Consider the following 16,073-nt stretch of genomic DNA (forward strand, 5'->3'; position numbering starts at 1 on the left):
AACGATCAGGCCGACGCTGCCGCCTCCGTCGTTGCGTTGGCCGACGACAGGCCGGGCAGCGCCACCAATTGCGCCGGCTCCAGCGGCGGCGACAAGAGGTAGCCCTGCAGCTGCTGGCAGCCCATGGCGACCAGCAGCGCCTTTTGCACCTCGGTCTCTACGCCCTCGGCGGTGACCTCGACCTTGAGCGCGCCGGCGAGATCGATCAGCGCCTTGACGATGGCGCCCGAATTGCCGTCGCCGTCGAGAAGCCGCACGAAGGAGCGGTCGATCTTGAGCTTGTCGATGGCATGGCGGCGCAGATAGCTCAGCGACGAATAGCCGGTGCCGAAATCGTCGAGCACAATGCCGACGCCCGACTGGCGCAAGGCTGCCAGAGCCGCTCTGGTGGTGTCGTTGTTTTCCAGGAGAACGTTTTCGGTGATTTCGAGCTGCAGGCGCTTCGGCGCCAGTCCGGTTTCGGCGAGGATCGAGGCAACCTCTTCGGCAAAGCCGGCGTCGCGCAATTGCAGCGGCGAGACATTGACGGCGAGCCACGGCAGTTTGGTCTTCACGGCGAAGCGGCAGGCTTCCAGCAGGGCCCATGCGCCGAGCTGCCCGATCATGCCGCGTTCCTCGGCGATGGCGATGAACTGCGCCGCCGGCAGTGCGCCATGGACCTCATGCGCCCAGCGGATCAGCGCCTCGGCGCCGACAATGGTCTTGCCGTCGCTGGCAAAGACCGGCTGGTAGGCGAGCTTGATACCGGTGCCGCCATTCAGCGCGCTGCGCAGCTCGCTCTCGACCTTGCGCTTGCGCAGCAAAAGGTCGTCCATGTCGCCGGCGAAGACCTGGTAGCGGCCACGGCCGTTCTTCTTGGCTTCGTAGAGCGCGATGTCGGCCTTGCGCAGCAGATCGTCTGCGTCGGCATCAGGGCCTGTCGACAAGGCTATGCCGATGCTGGCGCTGATAAAGACCTGATCGTCCATCAGCTTGAACGGCTCCTGCAGTTTCTGCAGCACCCTCTCGGAAATATCCTCGGCGTTCCTTACGTCGCGGACATCGATCAGGATCACCGCGAATTCGTCGCCACCCAGTCTTGCCACCGTGTCGACGTCGCGAACCGTATGCTGAAGCCTGGCCGCCGTCTGGCGCACGAGTTCGTCGCCTGCCGGGTGACCAAGCGTGTCGTTGACATGCTTGAAGCGATCTAGATCGAGATAAAGCAGCGCGACCTTGCTTTCATTGCCGGAGGTAAGCAAGGCACGCCGCAGCCTGTCCTCGAACAGTGCCCGGTTGGGCAGGCCGGTGAGCGTGTCGTGAAAGGCGAGATATTGCGCCTGGGCCTGGCTGGTCTGCAGCGCCGATGACGCACGGCGCAGACGCCGGAGCAGAAAGGCGAGCACGCTCGCCGCAACCAGCGCGGCCAGAGCCAGGGCCGGGCTGGCCTTGCCCACCAGCGTCAGGCCGGGCCGTTCCTGGTCCCAGGCAATATAGCCGAGGATGACACCCTGTTTGTCGATAAGCGGAATGGCAGCCGAGCCAAGCGGCTGAGCCATCGGCAGGAGATGCGCCCCCGCCAGCAGATATTTCTGCGCGATCTTGCCGATCACCGCGTCGTTGATGAACTCTATGGAGACATGCAGATATTCGCTGCCGGATGCCTGGGTGACGCGATCCGAACTCGGCACCAGAGGCATGACGCTGAGTATGGCAGGCTGACCGCCAAGCGAGACCAGATCGTCGGCAACGAATTTTGCGCCGGCCTGGCTTGCGTCCTTGCTCATCATCTGGCGCAACCTGGCGATGGTCGGCCGCAAAGCGGGTTCGTCCTCGCCAAAGACGGCAGGCGACACGACCTTGCCTTCGCGCATGGCGTGGACCGGCCGGTTGGCGTTGTCCAGCACATAGACCCGGTTGTGGCCGTAATACGAGTACATCCAGACGCTGAAATTCTCGGCCATCCAGGTCTGGTTGCCGGCCTTGGCGTTTATAACGGAATCATCCCAGACGGCGACGCTTTCCTGCTCGCGCTTTACCGCGGCGATCTGGTCCTGCAGGCCGTTGGCAAGGAAAACCTTCTCCCGCTCGAGCGAGACCCGGTCGGCCTGCATGGTGGCGTAAAGGCCGAAGCCGACAACGATGGCCAGTGCAAAAACGGCAAGCGTCAGCACCGTCAGGGTGACCTGGAACGTCAACGGGCTGCGTTGTTTGCGGGCGCTCATGCGTCCTCCTTGGCCCAGAGTCAATCAGGCCAGGCTTAAGATCAAGTTATGGAATCTTGACGCGGAGCGACAACAGCCGCTCAATCGGCCGATGAGCGACGCAGAATCCGAATCACGAACCAATGCCACCGAATACACGGTGAGCGAGATTTCCGGCGCGCTGAAGCGCACGGTCGAGGATGTCTTCGGCCATGTGCGGGTGCGCGGCGAAATTTCCGGCTATCGCGGGCCGCACTCTTCCGGCCATGCCTATTTCACCCTGAAGGACGACCGCGCGCGGCTCGATGCCGTGGTCTGGAAAGGCACGATGAGCCGGCTGAAATTCCGTCCCGAAGAGGGGATGGAGGTGATCGCCACCGGCAAACTCACCACCTATCCCGGCAAATCCAACTACCAGATCGTCATCGACAATCTAGAACCCGCCGGCGCCGGGGCGCTGATGGCGCTTTTGGAAGAGCGCAAGCGGCGACTGCAGGCCGAAGGACTTTTCGATGCCGGCCGCAAGCGGCGGCTGCCGTTCATGCCGCGCACCATCGGCGTCGTCACCTCGCCGACCGGATCGGTGATCCGTGACATCATCCATCGCATCAAGGACCGCTTTCCTCTGCATGTGCTGGTCTGGCCGGTAAGAGTCCAGGGCGAGACGGCGGGGGCGGAAGTGACGGCCGCCGTCAACGGCTTCAACGCGCTGGCCTGGGATGGCGCGATTGCCCAGCCCGACCTTCTGATCGTGGCGCGCGGCGGCGGCAGCCTCGAGGACCTCTGGGGGTTCAACGATGAAGGGCTGGCGCGCGCCGTCGCCGCCTCGCGCATTCCGGTGATTTCGGCCGTCGGGCACGAGACCGACTGGACCTTGATCGACCTCGTCGCCGACATGCGCGCACCGACGCCGACAGGTGCGGCGGAGATCGCGGTGCCGGTGAAAGCGGACCTCGAAGCGACACTAGCCAGTCTTGGCGCACGTCTCAAAGCAGCCACCTTGCGCAATTTCGAACGCAAGCGGCAGGCCTCGCGTGCGGCGGCCCGGGCACTGCCCTCACCCGACCAGTTGCTGGCGCTGCCGCGACGGCGGCTGGACGAGGCGGCCAGCCGGCTTAGCCGGGGGCTGATGGTCTCCACCGAAAGAAAGCGAGCTCGGTTCTTCGCCGTGAAGCTCACTCCGGCAACGCTGTCGCGGCGGATTGCCGAGGCGCGACGAACCAACGACCGCAACCTTTTGCGCGCCCAGGGGGCGCTGCGCGCATTGGCGAGAGCCCGGCGCGCGGAACTCAATCGCGCAGCGGATCAACTGCCAAAATGCGCAAAAGCATCCCTGCAACGGCACAGGCAGCAACTGGCTTTGCTGCAAGGCCGCATTACGATCGAGCCAACGGCACGGCGGCAAACCGTGCAGAGGGATCTGCTGACAGCTTTGACGAGACGCGGCACGCAAGCGGTACTGCTCAGGCTGGAGCGACTGCGCGGCCGCATTGTCCAATCCGAGAGGCTGATGGCAACGCTGTCGCACAAGGCTGTGCTGGCCCGCGGCTTCGCGCTGGTCAAGGATGCCGACGGCGCGGTGATCAAACTGGCAGTTGATGTGACGCCGGGCGCTGGCCTGCAGCTGGAGTTCGCCGACGGCATCGTAAATGCGGTCGCGACCGGCGACGCCGAGCGGGTGCAGGCCGTTGCCAAACCAGCGGCCACGCCGCCCGCCAGCAAACCCGCCGCAAAGCCGGCGGCCAGCAAACCGAAAGAACCGGGCAATCAGGGCTCGCTTTTTTAGAGGACCGCATGACCGGACATGACCCGCATCTTCAAACGCCGGCGGGCAAGCCGCGCGCCCGTGCTTTCGGCATTGCCTTCGAGGGCACGCCGGGCGGCTTCAACGCCATCACCGATGTGCCCGGCGTATCGGTCGGCTATGCGACGCTGATTTCCGGCGAGGGTCTGCTCGAGGTTGGCACGGGGCCGGTGCGCACCGGCGTCACCGCCATCCTGCCGCGGCCGTTGGCTGAGCTCGCCACGCCGGTGTTTGCCGGTGTCTTCAGCCAGAACGGCAATGGCGAGTTGACGGGGTCGCACATTATCGAGGAAGTCGGCGCCTTCAACCTGCCCGTCACGATCACCAACACGCATTCCTGCGGCGTCACCCGCGACGGCACGCTGCGCTGGATGCAACGCGTGCTGCCGGCGGCGCTCGACAGCGGCTGGGGCCTGCCGGTTGCGGCGGAGACCTATGATGGTTTCCTCAACGACATCAACGGTCATCACGTCGGCTTCGAAGATGTCGAAGCCGCGCTCGACGGTGCCGCCGGTGGAGCGATCGAGGAAGGCAGTGTCGGCGGCGGCACCGGCATGATTGCCTTTGGCTTCAAGGCCGGCTCGGGCACGGCATCGCGCATCGTCGAGTGGCAGGGCATCAGGCATACGGTCGGCGTATTCGTGCAGGCGAATTTCGGCAAGCGGCGCAATTTCACACTGCGCGGCGCCCGCGTCGGGCCCGATCTGGTAGAGCCGGCGATGCGCGAAGGCACGCCGCGTGCCGAAAAGGGCTCGATCATCGCCATCGTCGCCACCGATGCGCCATTTCTGCCGCACCAGATGAAGCGGCTGGCAAAGCGCGTGCCGCTCGGCATCGCCATGACAGGCGGCTTCGGCTACCACAGTTCGGGCGACATTTTTCTGGCCTTCACCACCGCCAATCCGCAAGCAGCACTTGCACCGTCGGGACGAACCGCAAACGCCGCTTACATCCCGGACGTCGATATCGATCCGTTCTTCGATGCGGTGGCGCAAGGCGTAGAGGAGGCGATCCTCAATGCAATGGTCGCCAATGAGGATATGAGCGGACGCGACGGCAATTTCGTGCCGGCGCTGCCGAAGGCCTGGCTGAAAGATCGATTTGGATAGAGGACAAGGCCTGGCGGCGCCAGGCCTGTTGGGTCACGGCTTGGCCGCGTTGCTCTGGTCGGCCTCGGCCGCCTCTTCGAGCCGCGATGCGATCAGTTCCTGGATGTCGCCGACTTCTTCCTGGATATCTTCCAGCGGAATGCCGACCTCAGCGGCCTTGGCCGCGCACTCCTTGGCGAGGGTCTCGGCCTGCTTCTCGATCTTTACCGGCGAGTGCTGGCAGTGGACCTTTTCACCGATCCATCCGCGCAAGAACTCGATCGCATGTTCACTCATACTGCTTTTCCCTGGCGGCTATGCCGGTTGGTAACCGTAAACGTCCGCACCCGGTAAAGGATGCATGCTGCCATTCGAACCGAGTCGGCATCGCCCGGCAAGTTGATCTTGTCGGAGGTCCGAAGAGCCGAATGAAGGGAAGGGTTCAATGAGCACGTTCTGATTGTTTGATAGAGTGGTACGTTGGCCGGGATCGGCTTCGGCTCTATGCTATTGTTCTTACGATCTTTTCCTGCTGTCAACGGCCGATTTGTATCACAATAGGGATCACAACGCGTAACACATTTTCTGCTGCTTCGTGGTACACCGCCACAGCTACACGGTCGAAGCCGCCGCTATATAGTGACATCATTATGCGATGTCGACTCTATCAGCCATCCTGCTTCTTTCCGCCGCGCTGTGTCAAACGTCATCCCCGTCCAGTATGGAGATTGGATGACCCCGGAGGGCGTATGAAGATGTTGATTTTATTGCGTTTCGTGAGCCAAAAACAGAAAGCTCTCGTCAGCGTCACCCCGCTCGACTGCCTCCGCCACACTCAGCGCCTCCGACGTCGATTCCTTGCACGTAAGGCGCGGGCCGGATGAACGACAACATTGGCGCTTTGGCAGCGCGCTCCTGCTAAGGACGATGTCTCGATGCAACAAGGTCTGCCTTTCGCTGCGCCGTCTCCAGACCGATTGAGATGAAGGCGCGCGCATGCCGGGCCAATTCCATATTGTCGGACCACAGATTGCGCCAGATCGCGGTCTTCCGTGACAGGTTCTCGTCGACGATCTTCGACGAGAAGGATTCAAAGCTGAGGTCGTCCCTATAGCCGATCGCGGTCAGCGCATCGAAGATGGCGGCAAAGTCGATATTGCCGGTGCCGAGGAAACCGCGATGGCTCTCGCCGATATGGACATAACCGATCTTGTCAGCGGCATGGCGGATAGCCAGTCCGACATCGGCCTCCTCGATGTTCATGTGGAAGGTATCGAGGTGCAGGAAGATGTTGTCGGAGCCGGTGTCCGCGATGAAGGCCAGGCCTTGTGAAGCGGTGTTGAGAAGATTGCTTTCGAAGCGGTTGACGATCTCCAGATTGAGCGTGACGCCGGCGGCCTTGGCCGTCTCCGCAACCTTCGCAAGTGTCCCCGCGCTGCGGTTCCACTGATCGCGCGTCGGCGCCTGCGTCTGCAAGCCGTGGCTGGTACTGAGGATGCCGCCAATCTTCTGGCCGCCGAGATCGCGGGTGAGCGCGATCGTCTCGTTGAGGATCTTGACGCCGCGCGCGGCAACCGCCTTGTCGGCACTCGAAATGTCGCCGTCGGCCGGCAGGCCGATGCTGATCGCGACGCCGAGCTTGAGGTCGGCGATGCGCCTGGCCAACCCGCCAACGTCGACATTGGCCGGGTCAAGATAGGAGAACTCGATCAGGTCGAAACCGGCCTCCTTGGTGTTGGCCAGCGTCCGTTCGAGGTCGCCTTGCGCCGAACTCGCCGACCAGACGAAGGAATGAATACCGATGCGCGACATGATCGTCTCCCGTTTCTGAATTGAGATGCGGCCGGGTTGCCCCGGCCGCATCGGCCTTGGGAGGCTTAGCGGGCTGCGGTCCAGCCCTTGTAGTCTTTCAGGTTCTCGGCCGTGATCAGCTTCGGGTCGAGCAGCACGGTCGGCTCCGCCGGCTTCTTGCCGGCAAGCAGCTCAGCCGCCATCGTCAGCGACTGGCCAGCCATCACATAGGGATCCTGCGAAGCCGAGGCCTTGATCATCGAGGTGCCGGAAGCGAGTTCCTTCTCGATATCGGGCGCTCCATCCACTGCGGTGAAGATGAACTCCGAGCGATTGAGCTGCTTGGCCGCAAGCTGGGCGCCGATCGCCGTCGGATCGTTGATGGCAAACACCGCATCGATCTTGTCGAAGCGGGTCAGCAGCGACTGAAAGACCTTCAGGCCGCCGTCGCGCGAGCCTTCGGCATTCTGGTCGTCGGAGAGGATCTTGATGTCCGGGTGTTTTGCAAGGACGTCCTTGCAGCCCTTCACCCGCTCCAGGATCGACGACGACGCCGGGCCGTTGAGGATGACGTAGTCGCCCTTGCCGCCGGTGTGGTCGACCAGGTACTGGCAGGCCTCTTCGCCGGCCTTGACGTTGTTGGTCATGACGGTGACGTCGGCGCCTGGCGCCGAGACGTCGAAGGCGGCAACGACGATGCCCGCTGCTTGCGCCTTCTTCACCGCCGGGCCGATCGCCTTGGCATCGACCGCATTGAGCATGATCACGTCGACCCCGGCGGCGATGAAGGAATCGACCTGAGAGACCTGCTTGTTGAGGTCGTAGTCGGCCGACACTGACGTCACCTCGACCTTCGGGTTGATCTTCTTGGCCGCGTCCTCGATGCCCTTGATGGTGGCGACGAAGAAGGGGTTGCCGAGCAGGCCGACCGAGATGCCGACCTTGTTGAGGTCCTTGGCCGATGCGGGCGCGATGGCGGCAGCCGCGAGTGCGACGCCGCAGAGCAGTTTAGCGATGGTCTTCATTGCTTTCCTCCAATTGCCCCGCGCCTCTCACGGTGCGTTACACAAACCGGTCGTTTACGCCGGCGACCAAGGTCAATCACGTTCTCGCTCCTGCCTGGAGCCTGTAGCGGTCGAGGGCGACTGCCACGATGATGACCAATCCCTTGATGATGTACTGCCAGATGTCCGAGACACCGGCCAAGATAAGCCCGTTGGAGAGCACCGCTATGATCAGGCCACCGATCAGCGTACCCCAGATCGAGCCGACGCCGCCGACGAAGCTGGTGCCGCCGAGAATGACCGCGGCAATGGCGTCGAGTTCGTAAGACTGCCCAAGCTGCAGCCCGTTGGCCGCATAGAGCCGGGCCGCTGACATGGCGCCGCCAAGGCCGGCCAGCAGGCCGGAAACGCCATAGACAAAGAGCAGCACCAGCGGCACCTTGATGCCGGTCAGCCGCGCCGCTTCGGCATTGCCGCCGACGGCATAGATCCAGGTGCCGAGCACGGTGCGCTTGAGCACCAGCCAGGACAGCACCACGACCGACAAGGCGATGATGACCAGCCAGGGAACGCCGAACAGCGTACCGTTGCCGATGAAGTCGAACGGCAGGTCCGAGTTGAACACCGTGGTGTCCTGGCCGAGCAGGCGGGCGACGCCGCGCACAGCGGTCAGCGACCCCAGCGTGACGATGAAGGGCGGCAGTCTGATATAGGCGATCAGCAGCCCGTTGATGACGCCGAAGCCGAGGCCGACGAGAATGGCCGCCGGCACGCCCAGCAGTCCCCAATCAGGCACCAGCGACACCATCACCGCCACCATCGCCGAGGCGGCAAGTATCGAGCCGACGGACAGGTCGATCCCGCCGGTCAGGATGACGAAGGTCATGCCCGCTGCCAGCACAATGTTGATCGACGATTGCTGCATGACGATCAGCAAATTGGTCTGGGTGAAGAAGCGCGCGTTCATCAACTGAAAGCCGACCGCAAGCAGGATCAGGATCGGCAGCATACCAAGGGCGGCGAAGGCGGTGCGCAACCGCCGGCTCCTGCCGACAACCTGGCCACTGATCTCGGTCGCCTTGTCGGTCATCCCTTAGCCGCTCCCGTTGCAAGTTCCATGATTGCTTCCTGGCGCAGCGGCTGGTCTTTGGACGCCGTAACCTCGCCGGCAATCGTGCCGTCGCGCATTACCAGCACGCGGTCGGCAACGCCGATCACCTCCGGCAGTTCGCTGGAGATCATCAGGATGGCGATGCCCTTTTTGGCGAGATTGTCGATCAGCCGGTAGATTTCCGACTTCGCTCCGACATCGACGCCGCGCGTCGGTTCATCCAGGATGACCACTTGCGGCTCGGTCTCGAGCAGGCGGGCAAGCAACACTTTCTGCTGGTTGCCGCCCGACAGCGAACCGGCATTGGCCTGTACCGACCTGGTGCGGATGGAGAGATCCGAAACGGCAGTGGCAGCACGTCTCTCGGCGGCTTTGAAATCGCGCAAGCCGCCGGGCCGCGCATCCCTGGCCAGCACGCCCATGCTGATGTTGTCGGAGATCGACATGTCGAGAAAGAGGCCGAGCTCCTTACGGTCCTCGGTGAGATAGGCGATGCCGGCATTCAGTGCCTCGCTTGGCGAGCCGATGGTTACGGGCTTGCCGTCGAGTTCCAGCGTGCCGGCGATGCGTCTGTCGGCACCGAAGATCAGTCGCGCGAGTTCGGTGCGGCCCGAGCCGACAAGGCCAGCCAAAGCCAGCACCTCGCCCTTATACAGTTCGAAGGAGCAGTTCTTCAGGAGATTGCCGTCCGCCATGCCGCGCACCGACAAGGCGACCGCGCGCTTGTTGTCCGGCGGGCGATGATCCTTCCTGTAAAAAGCGGACAGGTCGCGGCCAACCATCATCGAGACGAGGCGCGAGGCGTTCAGCTCGGCGCGCTCGAGCGTGCCGACATAGCCGCTGTCGCGCAGCACGCTGACACGGTCGGCCAACTGGTAGACCTCTTCCATGCGGTGGCTGATGTAGATGATGGCGATGCCTTGCGACTTCAGCGTCGCGATGACCTCGAACAGACGGTCGGTCTCGCGCGAGGTCAGCGAGGTGGTTGGCTCGTCCATGACGATGATGCGCGCGCTGGTCGAAAGCGCGCGGGCGATTTCGACCAGCTGACGCTCGCCGAGCGACAGGCTGGAAACCTGGGCCCGTGCGGAGAAGGACACGCCGAGACGCTTGATGATCTCATTGCTGCGCCGGTAGCACTGGTCGCGGTCGACGATGCCGAAACGCCTCGGCTCATTGCCGAGGAAGATGTTCTGCGCGACCGTCAGGTTGGGCGCCAGCGACAGTTCCTGATAGATAACCGCAATGCCGTGAGCCCGCGCCTTGATCGGGTCGCCGGTGGCGACCGGCACGCCGTCGATCAGTATCTCGCCGCCGGCATCAGGCCGATAGGCGCCGGACAGCACCTTCATCAAAGTCGACTTGCCGGCACCGTTTTCACCCATCAGCGCATGGACTTCGCCGGCATGGACGGTCAGCGACACGTCCTGCAAGGCGCGGACTGGCCCGAACGTCTTCGAGATGTGCCGCATTTCCAGCACTGGCTGGCGCGTGACTTCGGCCTGAGCAGCGACGATCACCGTGCGCCTCCCGCTGCCGCGCGGGGGATGCCCTGCTCGCCGATGAGGCCACGCCATGTGTCGCGATATCGGGCAAGTCCGGTGAAGCTTGCAGCACGCACGGGCTCCGGCACTTCCGCGGCAAATTCGCGGCCGACGGTCTCGAAGGCCAGCGCCGCCGCCCCGGTGGCGCTGCCCTCCAGTGTGGCCCCTTGCAGGAAGGCCTGGCTGGGACGCAGTTGCGCCACTAGCCCGGCGAGCAGGCCGCCAGCGTTCAGTCCGCCATCGACGATCACGGTGTTGTCCGAATGGATCTGGTCGAGGCAGAGGTCGACCATCAGCGCGACGTAGAGCAGCGCCACGGCTGCGCGTTCCTCGGCGCTCGGCATCCGACCGACCAATTTGCCGGCGCGGCCGGGCATTGGGCCGCCCGGCGCGAAGCTCGGCAGCGCCATGCTGCCGGCGTTGATCACCCGCTGCACCGCCGCCGGCGCGATCGCGCCTTGCCAGCCGTCGCTGATCGTGGCGAATTCGCGCCCGCCCATGAAGCGGATGGTCGGCACAGGGCCGCCGTCGACATCGACATTGACCAGCATGTCGCGCTGGCCATCGAGCTCGTCGAGCAGGCAATCCGGATTAAGCACGACGACCCAGGTGCCGGTCGAGACGACGGTGACCGGGCCAAGCTCCTGCCGGCGATAGGCATGGAGCGCGGCATTGCTGTCATGGACACCATTGTGGATGGCGATCCGCCGCTTCGTGTCGCCGAGGCGTTGCTCGCCGATAACCGAGCCCGCCCGCTCGAAGGCGGGCATCCGGTCGCGCCAGCCCTCGATGTCGACCAGCGAACTGAAGTCGCGCTTGCGCGGCGCCCATAAATGCGAGTGGCAGCCGAGATAGGACACTTCCGAGACCGCCCGGCCGCCAAACCGCCAGCTCCAGTATTGTGGATAGCCGAGGATCGATTTCGCGGCCGTGAATGCACCGGGTTGCACCGCCTGTAGCCACAGCATGTGGCGACCGTAGTTGAAGCCGAGCGGCAATCGCGGCGAGAAGGTCTCGGTGAAATCCGGAACGAGGCGATCAATTTGCGCGGCAATATCAGCCGGCGGCTCTTGCTCGTAATCGAGTATCGGATGCGTCAGCGCCGCCTCGTCGACCAGGGCAAAGGTGCAGCCATGGCCCGACACCATCACGCCCTCTACGCCATGGATGTCGGCGGCCTCGCTTACGGCGCGAACCGCCCAATCGTGAAGTGCTGCCTCATCAAGCACGCTGAAGCCATCTTTGCGCATCCAGTTCGGCCGGGTCCGGCGCTCGTCGACGATGCGCCCGTCCTGAGCGAAGACGAACAGCTTCGAATTGGTCTTGCCGAAATCGAGGACGGCCATCTTCACTGGATGGCTCCCGAAGCCGAAGCGATGCGCACCATGACGCCCGCGCCTTCCAGCATGCGCGCGTCGACGTCGGACAGGCCGTCATCGGTCACCAGCGTGCCGATGCGCGACAAGGGCAGCGCGATGTTACGGGCGTGGATCGACAGCTTACGGCTGTCGGCCAGCACCACGATCTGGTCGGCACACAGGCTGAGATCGGCGATGGAGCGGACCAGCAGCGGGTGCGATTCCAGCACGCCCTCCTGGCCAAGGCCTTGGGCGCCGAGAAAGAACTTCGACGCGTAGAACGGCTCCGCCTGGGTCGGTGAATGGATGATGCCCGGCTCACGATGCAGATCGCCGCCGGCAACGGTCAGGCTGCAATGGCCGTGGTCGCTCAGATAGGCCGCGAGCGGCATCGAATTGGTATAGAGACGGATGCTGCGCTCGGCGAGCTTGACCCCGAGGTGGAAGCAGGTCGAACCGCCATGCACGATGACCGCATCGCCGTCGCGCACCATCGTGGCCGCGAGAGCGGCGATCTGCCGCTTGGCCTCGACCGCGAGGTCGCGGTTCTCGTCATAGGGCCTGGCATAGGCAACACCCGCCTGTGAAGCGCCGTCGAGCGCCGAGATACCGCCATAGACCTTCCGTGCTTCACCGGCCTCGTCGATCTTGTCGATGTCGCGCCGCACCGTCGCCGCCGACACGCCGAGCTGCTCCTGCAGTTCGCGCACCGACGCGAAGGGGCGATCCCGCAGCAACTCGACGATCTGACGCTGGCGGCCGGAGTCGCTCAATCGTTTTTCCTCCCAGAAGCCGTTTTTGCCACGGCATTTGACGCAACTTACTCAACATCTTTCCGATTGCAAGAACCTTTGATGACATTAGATCACTATTGACGTAAGTCGCTCGCATCTGCGATACACATCAACATCCCACGACGGGTATCCGAAGCTGCGAGGCTGGCGGAGCTGATAGAGGAAATGCGCCATGGCGACCTATGCGGATGCGCAGGAAATGGCTGCCTTGCGGGCGCTTTCGGCCAGCATCGGGCGCAATCCAAACCTGACCCAGGCCGCCGGCGGCAACACCTCGCTGAAAGCCGGCGACACGCTGTGGATCAAGGCTTCCGGCACATGGCTGAAGGATGCGCTCTCCGAAGACATCATGGTCCCGGTGGCGATGGCGCCGCTGCTCAGGGCTGTCGAACAGCGCGACAGCGCCGCCGACCAGCCGCAGATCTTCGCCATCGAGACGCTCAACGCCCGGCGCCTGCGCCCTTCGATTGAAACCACCGTTCACGCTTTGATGCCGCAGCGCGTCGTCCTGCATGTCCATTGCGTCGAGACCATTTCGCTGGCGGTACAGGCCGATTGCGAGGTGGAAGCCGCCAGACGCCTTGATGGTCTCAAATGGGCGTATGTTCCTTATTTCCGTCCAGGCCTGCCGCTTGCCCAGGGTATTGCCGAGCGGCTTCAGGCTGAGGTCGACGTGCTGATCCTTGCCAATCACGGGCTGGTCGTCGCGGCCGATACCGTCGCCGAGGCCGAAGTGCTGCTGCGCCGCGTCACGCTGCTTCTGGCGCGGCCGGCGCGCCAAGTGGCGGAACCGGATGTTGCGGGATTGGCGGCGCTGGCCGGGAAAACCGGTTACAGGCTGCCGGCGGAAATCGAGGCGCACGCGGTCGCCATCGATCCCGAAAGCCGCCGCATGGCGTCCGGGGGCAGCCTCTACCCCGATCACGTCATCTTTCTGGGTCGGGGGTCGGTGGTGGCAAAGCCCGGTGAGGATGTGCCGCGCGTCATCGAGCGGTGCGGTGCAAAGCCCGTGGCGATCCTGTTTCCCGGGCTGGGCGTGCTGATGCGCGGCGACGCCAGTGCCGGCGCCGACGCCATGCAACGCTGCCTTGCCGACGTGACGGCACGCATCGACATTGCAGCGCGGCTGAACTACCTCACCGCCGCCGAGAACGATGAACTGGTCAACTGGGACGCCGAGAAGTATCGCCAGAAACTCAATGCCGCCAGCCGCTGACACGCCGCTTGCCATAGGCATCGACATCGGCACGTCCGGCGCGCGCGCGGTCGCCATGCGTCCAGATTTTTCCATTGCCGCGCGTTCCGCCGTTTCGCTCGAGTTGTTTGGCCGGAATGCCCGCGACCCTGCAGTGTGGTGGTCAGCGGTCGGCGCAGCGCTGGCGGAACTGCTTTCGGGCATCGACCGAACAGCGGTCCGATCGATCGCTGTTGACGGCACTTCAGGTACGTTGCTGCCGGTCGACGGCGCCGGGCGGCCGCTGGCCGAGCCGTTGATGTACAACGATACGGTCGCCGACAACGCCATTCTGGTCGCGATCGCTCGCGAAGCCCCAGCGACCAGTGCCGCACTTGGGGCAACGTCCGGTCTTGCCAAGGCGCTCTGGTTCCAGCGCACGCCCGGTGTTGCCGCGGTGCTGCATCAGGCGGACTGGATCGCGGGACAATTCTCCGGTCGCTTCGATGTCAGCGACGAGAACAATGCCTTGAAAACCGGTTACGACATCACGGCCCGCTGCTGGCCGGACTGGATTGCGGCCACCGAAATGCGCATGGAGTTGCTGCCCGGCGTCGTCAGGCCGGGCGATGTCGTCGGCAAGCTAACCGCGGATGCCGCGGATATGTTCGGCTTACCGCGCGAAATCGCCGTCGTCGCCGGAACGACCGATGGCTGCGCCTCGTTCCTGGCGACAGGTGCCGCGGCAATAGGCGACGGCGTCACCGTGCTGGGGTCGTCGTTGACCGTCAAGATCCTGTCCGACCGGCCTATCTCGGCGCCACGCTTCGGCATCTACAGCCATCGGCTTGGAGATGTCTGGCTGGCGGGCGGCGCATCGAACTCCGGCGGCAAGGTGCTGACACAACATTTCCCTCTGGCGCGCATCGTCGAGCTGAGCATGGCGATCGACCCGATGACCGAGACCGGCCTCGACTACTATCCTCTTGCCACTGCAGGCGAACGCTTTCCGATCGCCGATCCGGCACTGCCGCCTCGTCTTGTGCCGCGACCGGTGGAGGACGCCGACTATCTGAAAGCCATGTTGGAGGGTATCGCCGCGATCGAGGCGCTCGGCTATGACAGGCTCGCAGAGCTCGGCGCGCCGCGGCTGACGTCGGTCAGAAGCGTCGGCGGCGGTGCGGCGAATGCCGCCTGGACGGCGATCCGGCAGCGCAGACTTGGTGTTGATTTCCTGCCGGCGCTTTCGCACGAAGCCGCCGCCGGCACGGCGCGGCTGGCGCTGACGGGCGCAAGCGCGGCGGGGCTTCTATGAGCGCGAAAACAGTCGAACACCTCAACGGCGTCAACCAGCTGGCCGAGCGCTATGATTTTTTCCTGCTCGATCAGTTCGGGGTGCTCCATGACGGCGCCAGCCCCTATCCAGGGGCGGTGGAAGCACTGTCGGCGCTGAAGCGCGCCGGCAAGACCATTGTGCTGATCTCGAACTCCGGCAAGCGGGCGGGGCCTAACGAGAGCCGGCTGCTAAAGCTCGGCTTCGAACCGGGAAGCTGGGACCATTTTGTTTCTTCCGGCGAGGTCGCGTGGGAGTTCTTCCACGACATGGCGGTATCCGGAAAGCTACTGCCAAACACGAAATGCCTGTTGATAAGCCGCGACGATGACCGCTCGGCGATCGAAGGTCTGCCCTTCGCATTGACCAAGGACGGTGACGATGCCGGGCTGGTGCTGATTTCGGCCAGCGAGGGCGACCGCTACGATCTTGAGCACTATCGCCGGCTTCTTGCGCCGGCTGCGGTGCGGCAGGTGCCATGCTTCTGCACCAACCCTGACAAGATCATGCTGACGGCAGTGGGGCCGCGCTTCGGTGCCGGCCGGCTGGCGGATCTCTACGAGGACCTCGGTGGTAGCGTCACGCGTATCGGCAAGCCTTACCCCGCCATATTCGGCGCCGCACTAGCGCTGGCAGGCAATCCAGACCGCGGCACTGTGGTCTGCGTCGGCGACAGTGTCGAACACGACATCGCTGGCGGACTTGCTGCCGGCGTGGCCACGGTGCTGGTTCTGTCAGGAATATTGGCGGACACACCTGACCTGTTCGACCTGTTCGACACGATGGACGCATACCCGGATTACACCATGGATGGCTTCAGGTTTCGCTGATTTGATTCACCCCGCAGCGCTCGCGCCCGAATCCGGCCTCAACGCCTCGTGGCCGGCGA

Annotated in this window: 13 protein-coding genes; 5 read left to right on the forward strand and 8 right to left on the reverse strand. The window is 64.0% G+C overall.

Annotated features, from left to right (window positions below; translation table 11 throughout):
* Positions 1 to 5: 5 nt before the first annotated feature.
* A complete protein-coding gene (locus tag NKI64_RS10460) occupies positions 6 to 2,204 on the reverse strand; it encodes a bifunctional diguanylate cyclase/phosphodiesterase (protein ID WP_023723354.1) in 2,199 nt (732 codons plus the stop codon).
* A 91-nt stretch (positions 2,205 to 2,295) separates the two neighbouring features.
* Here NKI64_RS10460 and xseA point away from each other — a divergent pair, with 91 nt between their 5' ends.
* Positions 2,296 to 3,969, forward strand: coding sequence for an exodeoxyribonuclease VII large subunit (gene xseA / locus NKI64_RS10465; RefSeq protein WP_023715633.1), 1,674 nt, complete (start codon positions 2,296 to 2,298; stop codon positions 3,967 to 3,969).
* Positions 3,970 to 3,977: 8 nt separating this feature from the next.
* Positions 3,978 to 5,096, forward strand: coding sequence for a DmpA family aminopeptidase (locus NKI64_RS10470; RefSeq protein ID WP_352667837.1), 1,119 nt, complete (start codon positions 3,978 to 3,980; stop codon positions 5,094 to 5,096).
* A gap of 33 nt (positions 5,097 to 5,129) precedes the next feature.
* On the opposite strand, the gene NKI64_RS10475 is transcribed toward NKI64_RS10470, so the two are convergent.
* The 7 genes from NKI64_RS10475 to NKI64_RS10505 all read right to left on the reverse strand — a co-directional run bounded on the left by NKI64_RS10475 (position 5,130) and on the right by NKI64_RS10505 (position 12,656).
* Complete coding sequence (locus tag NKI64_RS10475) at positions 5,130 to 5,372, reverse strand: DUF768 domain-containing protein (protein ID WP_023670565.1); 243 nt, start codon at positions 5,370 to 5,372, stop codon at positions 5,130 to 5,132.
* Positions 5,373 to 5,993: 621 nt separating this feature from the next.
* A complete protein-coding gene (locus NKI64_RS10480) occupies positions 5,994 to 6,887 on the reverse strand; it encodes a sugar phosphate isomerase/epimerase family protein (RefSeq protein WP_352667839.1) in 894 nt (297 codons plus the stop codon).
* Positions 6,888 to 6,952: 65 nt separating this feature from the next.
* Positions 6,953 to 7,891 (reverse strand): ABC transporter substrate-binding protein, encoded by a 939-nt coding sequence (locus NKI64_RS10485; protein ID WP_023670567.1) that lies wholly within the window; start codon positions 7,889 to 7,891, stop codon positions 6,953 to 6,955.
* 76 nt (positions 7,892 to 7,967) lie between these two features.
* Positions 7,968 to 8,960 carry an ABC transporter permease subunit gene (locus NKI64_RS10490; protein ID WP_023738261.1) on the reverse strand — a complete coding sequence of 331 codons (993 nt, stop codon included), beginning with the start codon at positions 8,958 to 8,960 and terminating at the stop codon, positions 7,968 to 7,970.
* Complete coding sequence (locus NKI64_RS10495) at positions 8,957 to 10,453, reverse strand: sugar ABC transporter ATP-binding protein (RefSeq protein ID WP_050588083.1); 1,497 nt, start codon at positions 10,451 to 10,453, stop codon at positions 8,957 to 8,959. Before NKI64_RS10495 ends, NKI64_RS10490 begins: the two co-directional genes overlap by 4 nt.
* Before the next feature lie 44 nt (positions 10,454 to 10,497).
* Positions 10,498 to 11,877 (reverse strand): FGGY-family carbohydrate kinase, encoded by a 1,380-nt coding sequence (locus tag NKI64_RS10500; RefSeq protein WP_023748637.1) that lies wholly within the window; start codon positions 11,875 to 11,877, stop codon positions 10,498 to 10,500.
* Positions 11,874 to 12,656: a DeoR/GlpR family DNA-binding transcription regulator gene (locus NKI64_RS10505; protein ID WP_023748638.1), complete on the reverse strand. Its 783-nt coding sequence runs from the start codon at positions 12,654 to 12,656 to the stop codon at positions 11,874 to 11,876. The genes NKI64_RS10500 and NKI64_RS10505 overlap by 4 nt, the downstream gene beginning before the upstream one ends.
* A 193-nt stretch (positions 12,657 to 12,849) precedes the next feature.
* Between NKI64_RS10505 and NKI64_RS10510 the strand changes: the two genes are divergently transcribed.
* From NKI64_RS10510 to NKI64_RS10520, 3 genes are read left to right on the forward strand one after another with little or no spacing between them, the layout of a single operon-like run.
* Positions 12,850 to 13,893: a class II aldolase/adducin family protein gene (locus NKI64_RS10510; RefSeq protein ID WP_023748639.1), complete on the forward strand. Its 1,044-nt coding sequence runs from the start codon at positions 12,850 to 12,852 to the stop codon at positions 13,891 to 13,893.
* Positions 13,877 to 15,166 carry an FGGY-family carbohydrate kinase gene (locus NKI64_RS10515; protein ID WP_023748640.1) on the forward strand — a complete coding sequence of 430 codons (1,290 nt, stop codon included), beginning with the start codon at positions 13,877 to 13,879 and terminating at the stop codon, positions 15,164 to 15,166. The genes NKI64_RS10510 and NKI64_RS10515 overlap by 17 nt, the downstream gene beginning before the upstream one ends.
* Complete coding sequence (locus tag NKI64_RS10520; RefSeq protein WP_023686807.1) at positions 15,163 to 16,014, forward strand: TIGR01459 family HAD-type hydrolase; 852 nt, start codon at positions 15,163 to 15,165, stop codon at positions 16,012 to 16,014. The genes NKI64_RS10515 and NKI64_RS10520 overlap by 4 nt, the downstream gene beginning before the upstream one ends.
* The last annotated feature ends 59 nt before the right edge of the window (positions 16,015 to 16,073 follow it).

The organism is Mesorhizobium sp. M0478 (assembly GCF_040321305.1).
Classification (GTDB): Bacteria; Pseudomonadota; Alphaproteobacteria; order Rhizobiales; family Rhizobiaceae; genus Mesorhizobium.

Excerpts from the sequence above, each read along its gene's own strand:
- NKI64_RS10490 (WP_023738261.1), bottom strand. The coding sequence starts at position 8,960 with ATGACCGACAAGGCGACCGAGATCAGTGGCCAGGTTGTCGGCAGGAGC.
- NKI64_RS10485 (WP_023670567.1), bottom strand. The coding sequence starts at position 7,891 with ATGAAGACCATCGCTAAACTGCTCTGCGGCGTCGCACTCGCGGCTGCC.
- NKI64_RS10475 (WP_023670565.1), bottom strand. The coding sequence starts at position 5,372 with ATGAGTGAACATGCGATCGAGTTCTTGCGCGGATGGATCGGTGAAAAG.
- NKI64_RS10470 (WP_352667837.1), top strand. The coding sequence starts at position 3,978 with ATGACCGGACATGACCCGCATCTTCAAACGCCGGCGGGCAAGCCGCGC.
- NKI64_RS10510 (WP_023748639.1), top strand. The coding sequence starts at position 12,850 with ATGGCGACCTATGCGGATGCGCAGGAAATGGCTGCCTTGCGGGCGCTT.
- NKI64_RS10515 (WP_023748640.1), top strand. The coding sequence starts at position 13,877 with ATGCCGCCAGCCGCTGACACGCCGCTTGCCATAGGCATCGACATCGGC.
- xseA (WP_023715633.1), top strand. The coding sequence starts at position 2,296 with ATGAGCGACGCAGAATCCGAATCACGAACCAATGCCACCGAATACACG.
- NKI64_RS10520 (WP_023686807.1), top strand. The coding sequence starts at position 15,163 with ATGAGCGCGAAAACAGTCGAACACCTCAACGGCGTCAACCAGCTGGCC.
- NKI64_RS10495 (WP_050588083.1), bottom strand. The coding sequence starts at position 10,453 with ATGCGGCACATCTCGAAGACGTTCGGGCCAGTCCGCGCCTTGCAGGAC.
- NKI64_RS10460 (WP_023723354.1), bottom strand. The coding sequence starts at position 2,204 with ATGAGCGCCCGCAAACAACGCAGCCCGTTGACGTTCCAGGTCACCCTG.
- NKI64_RS10480 (WP_352667839.1), bottom strand. The coding sequence starts at position 6,887 with ATGTCGCGCATCGGTATTCATTCCTTCGTCTGGTCGGCGAGTTCGGCG.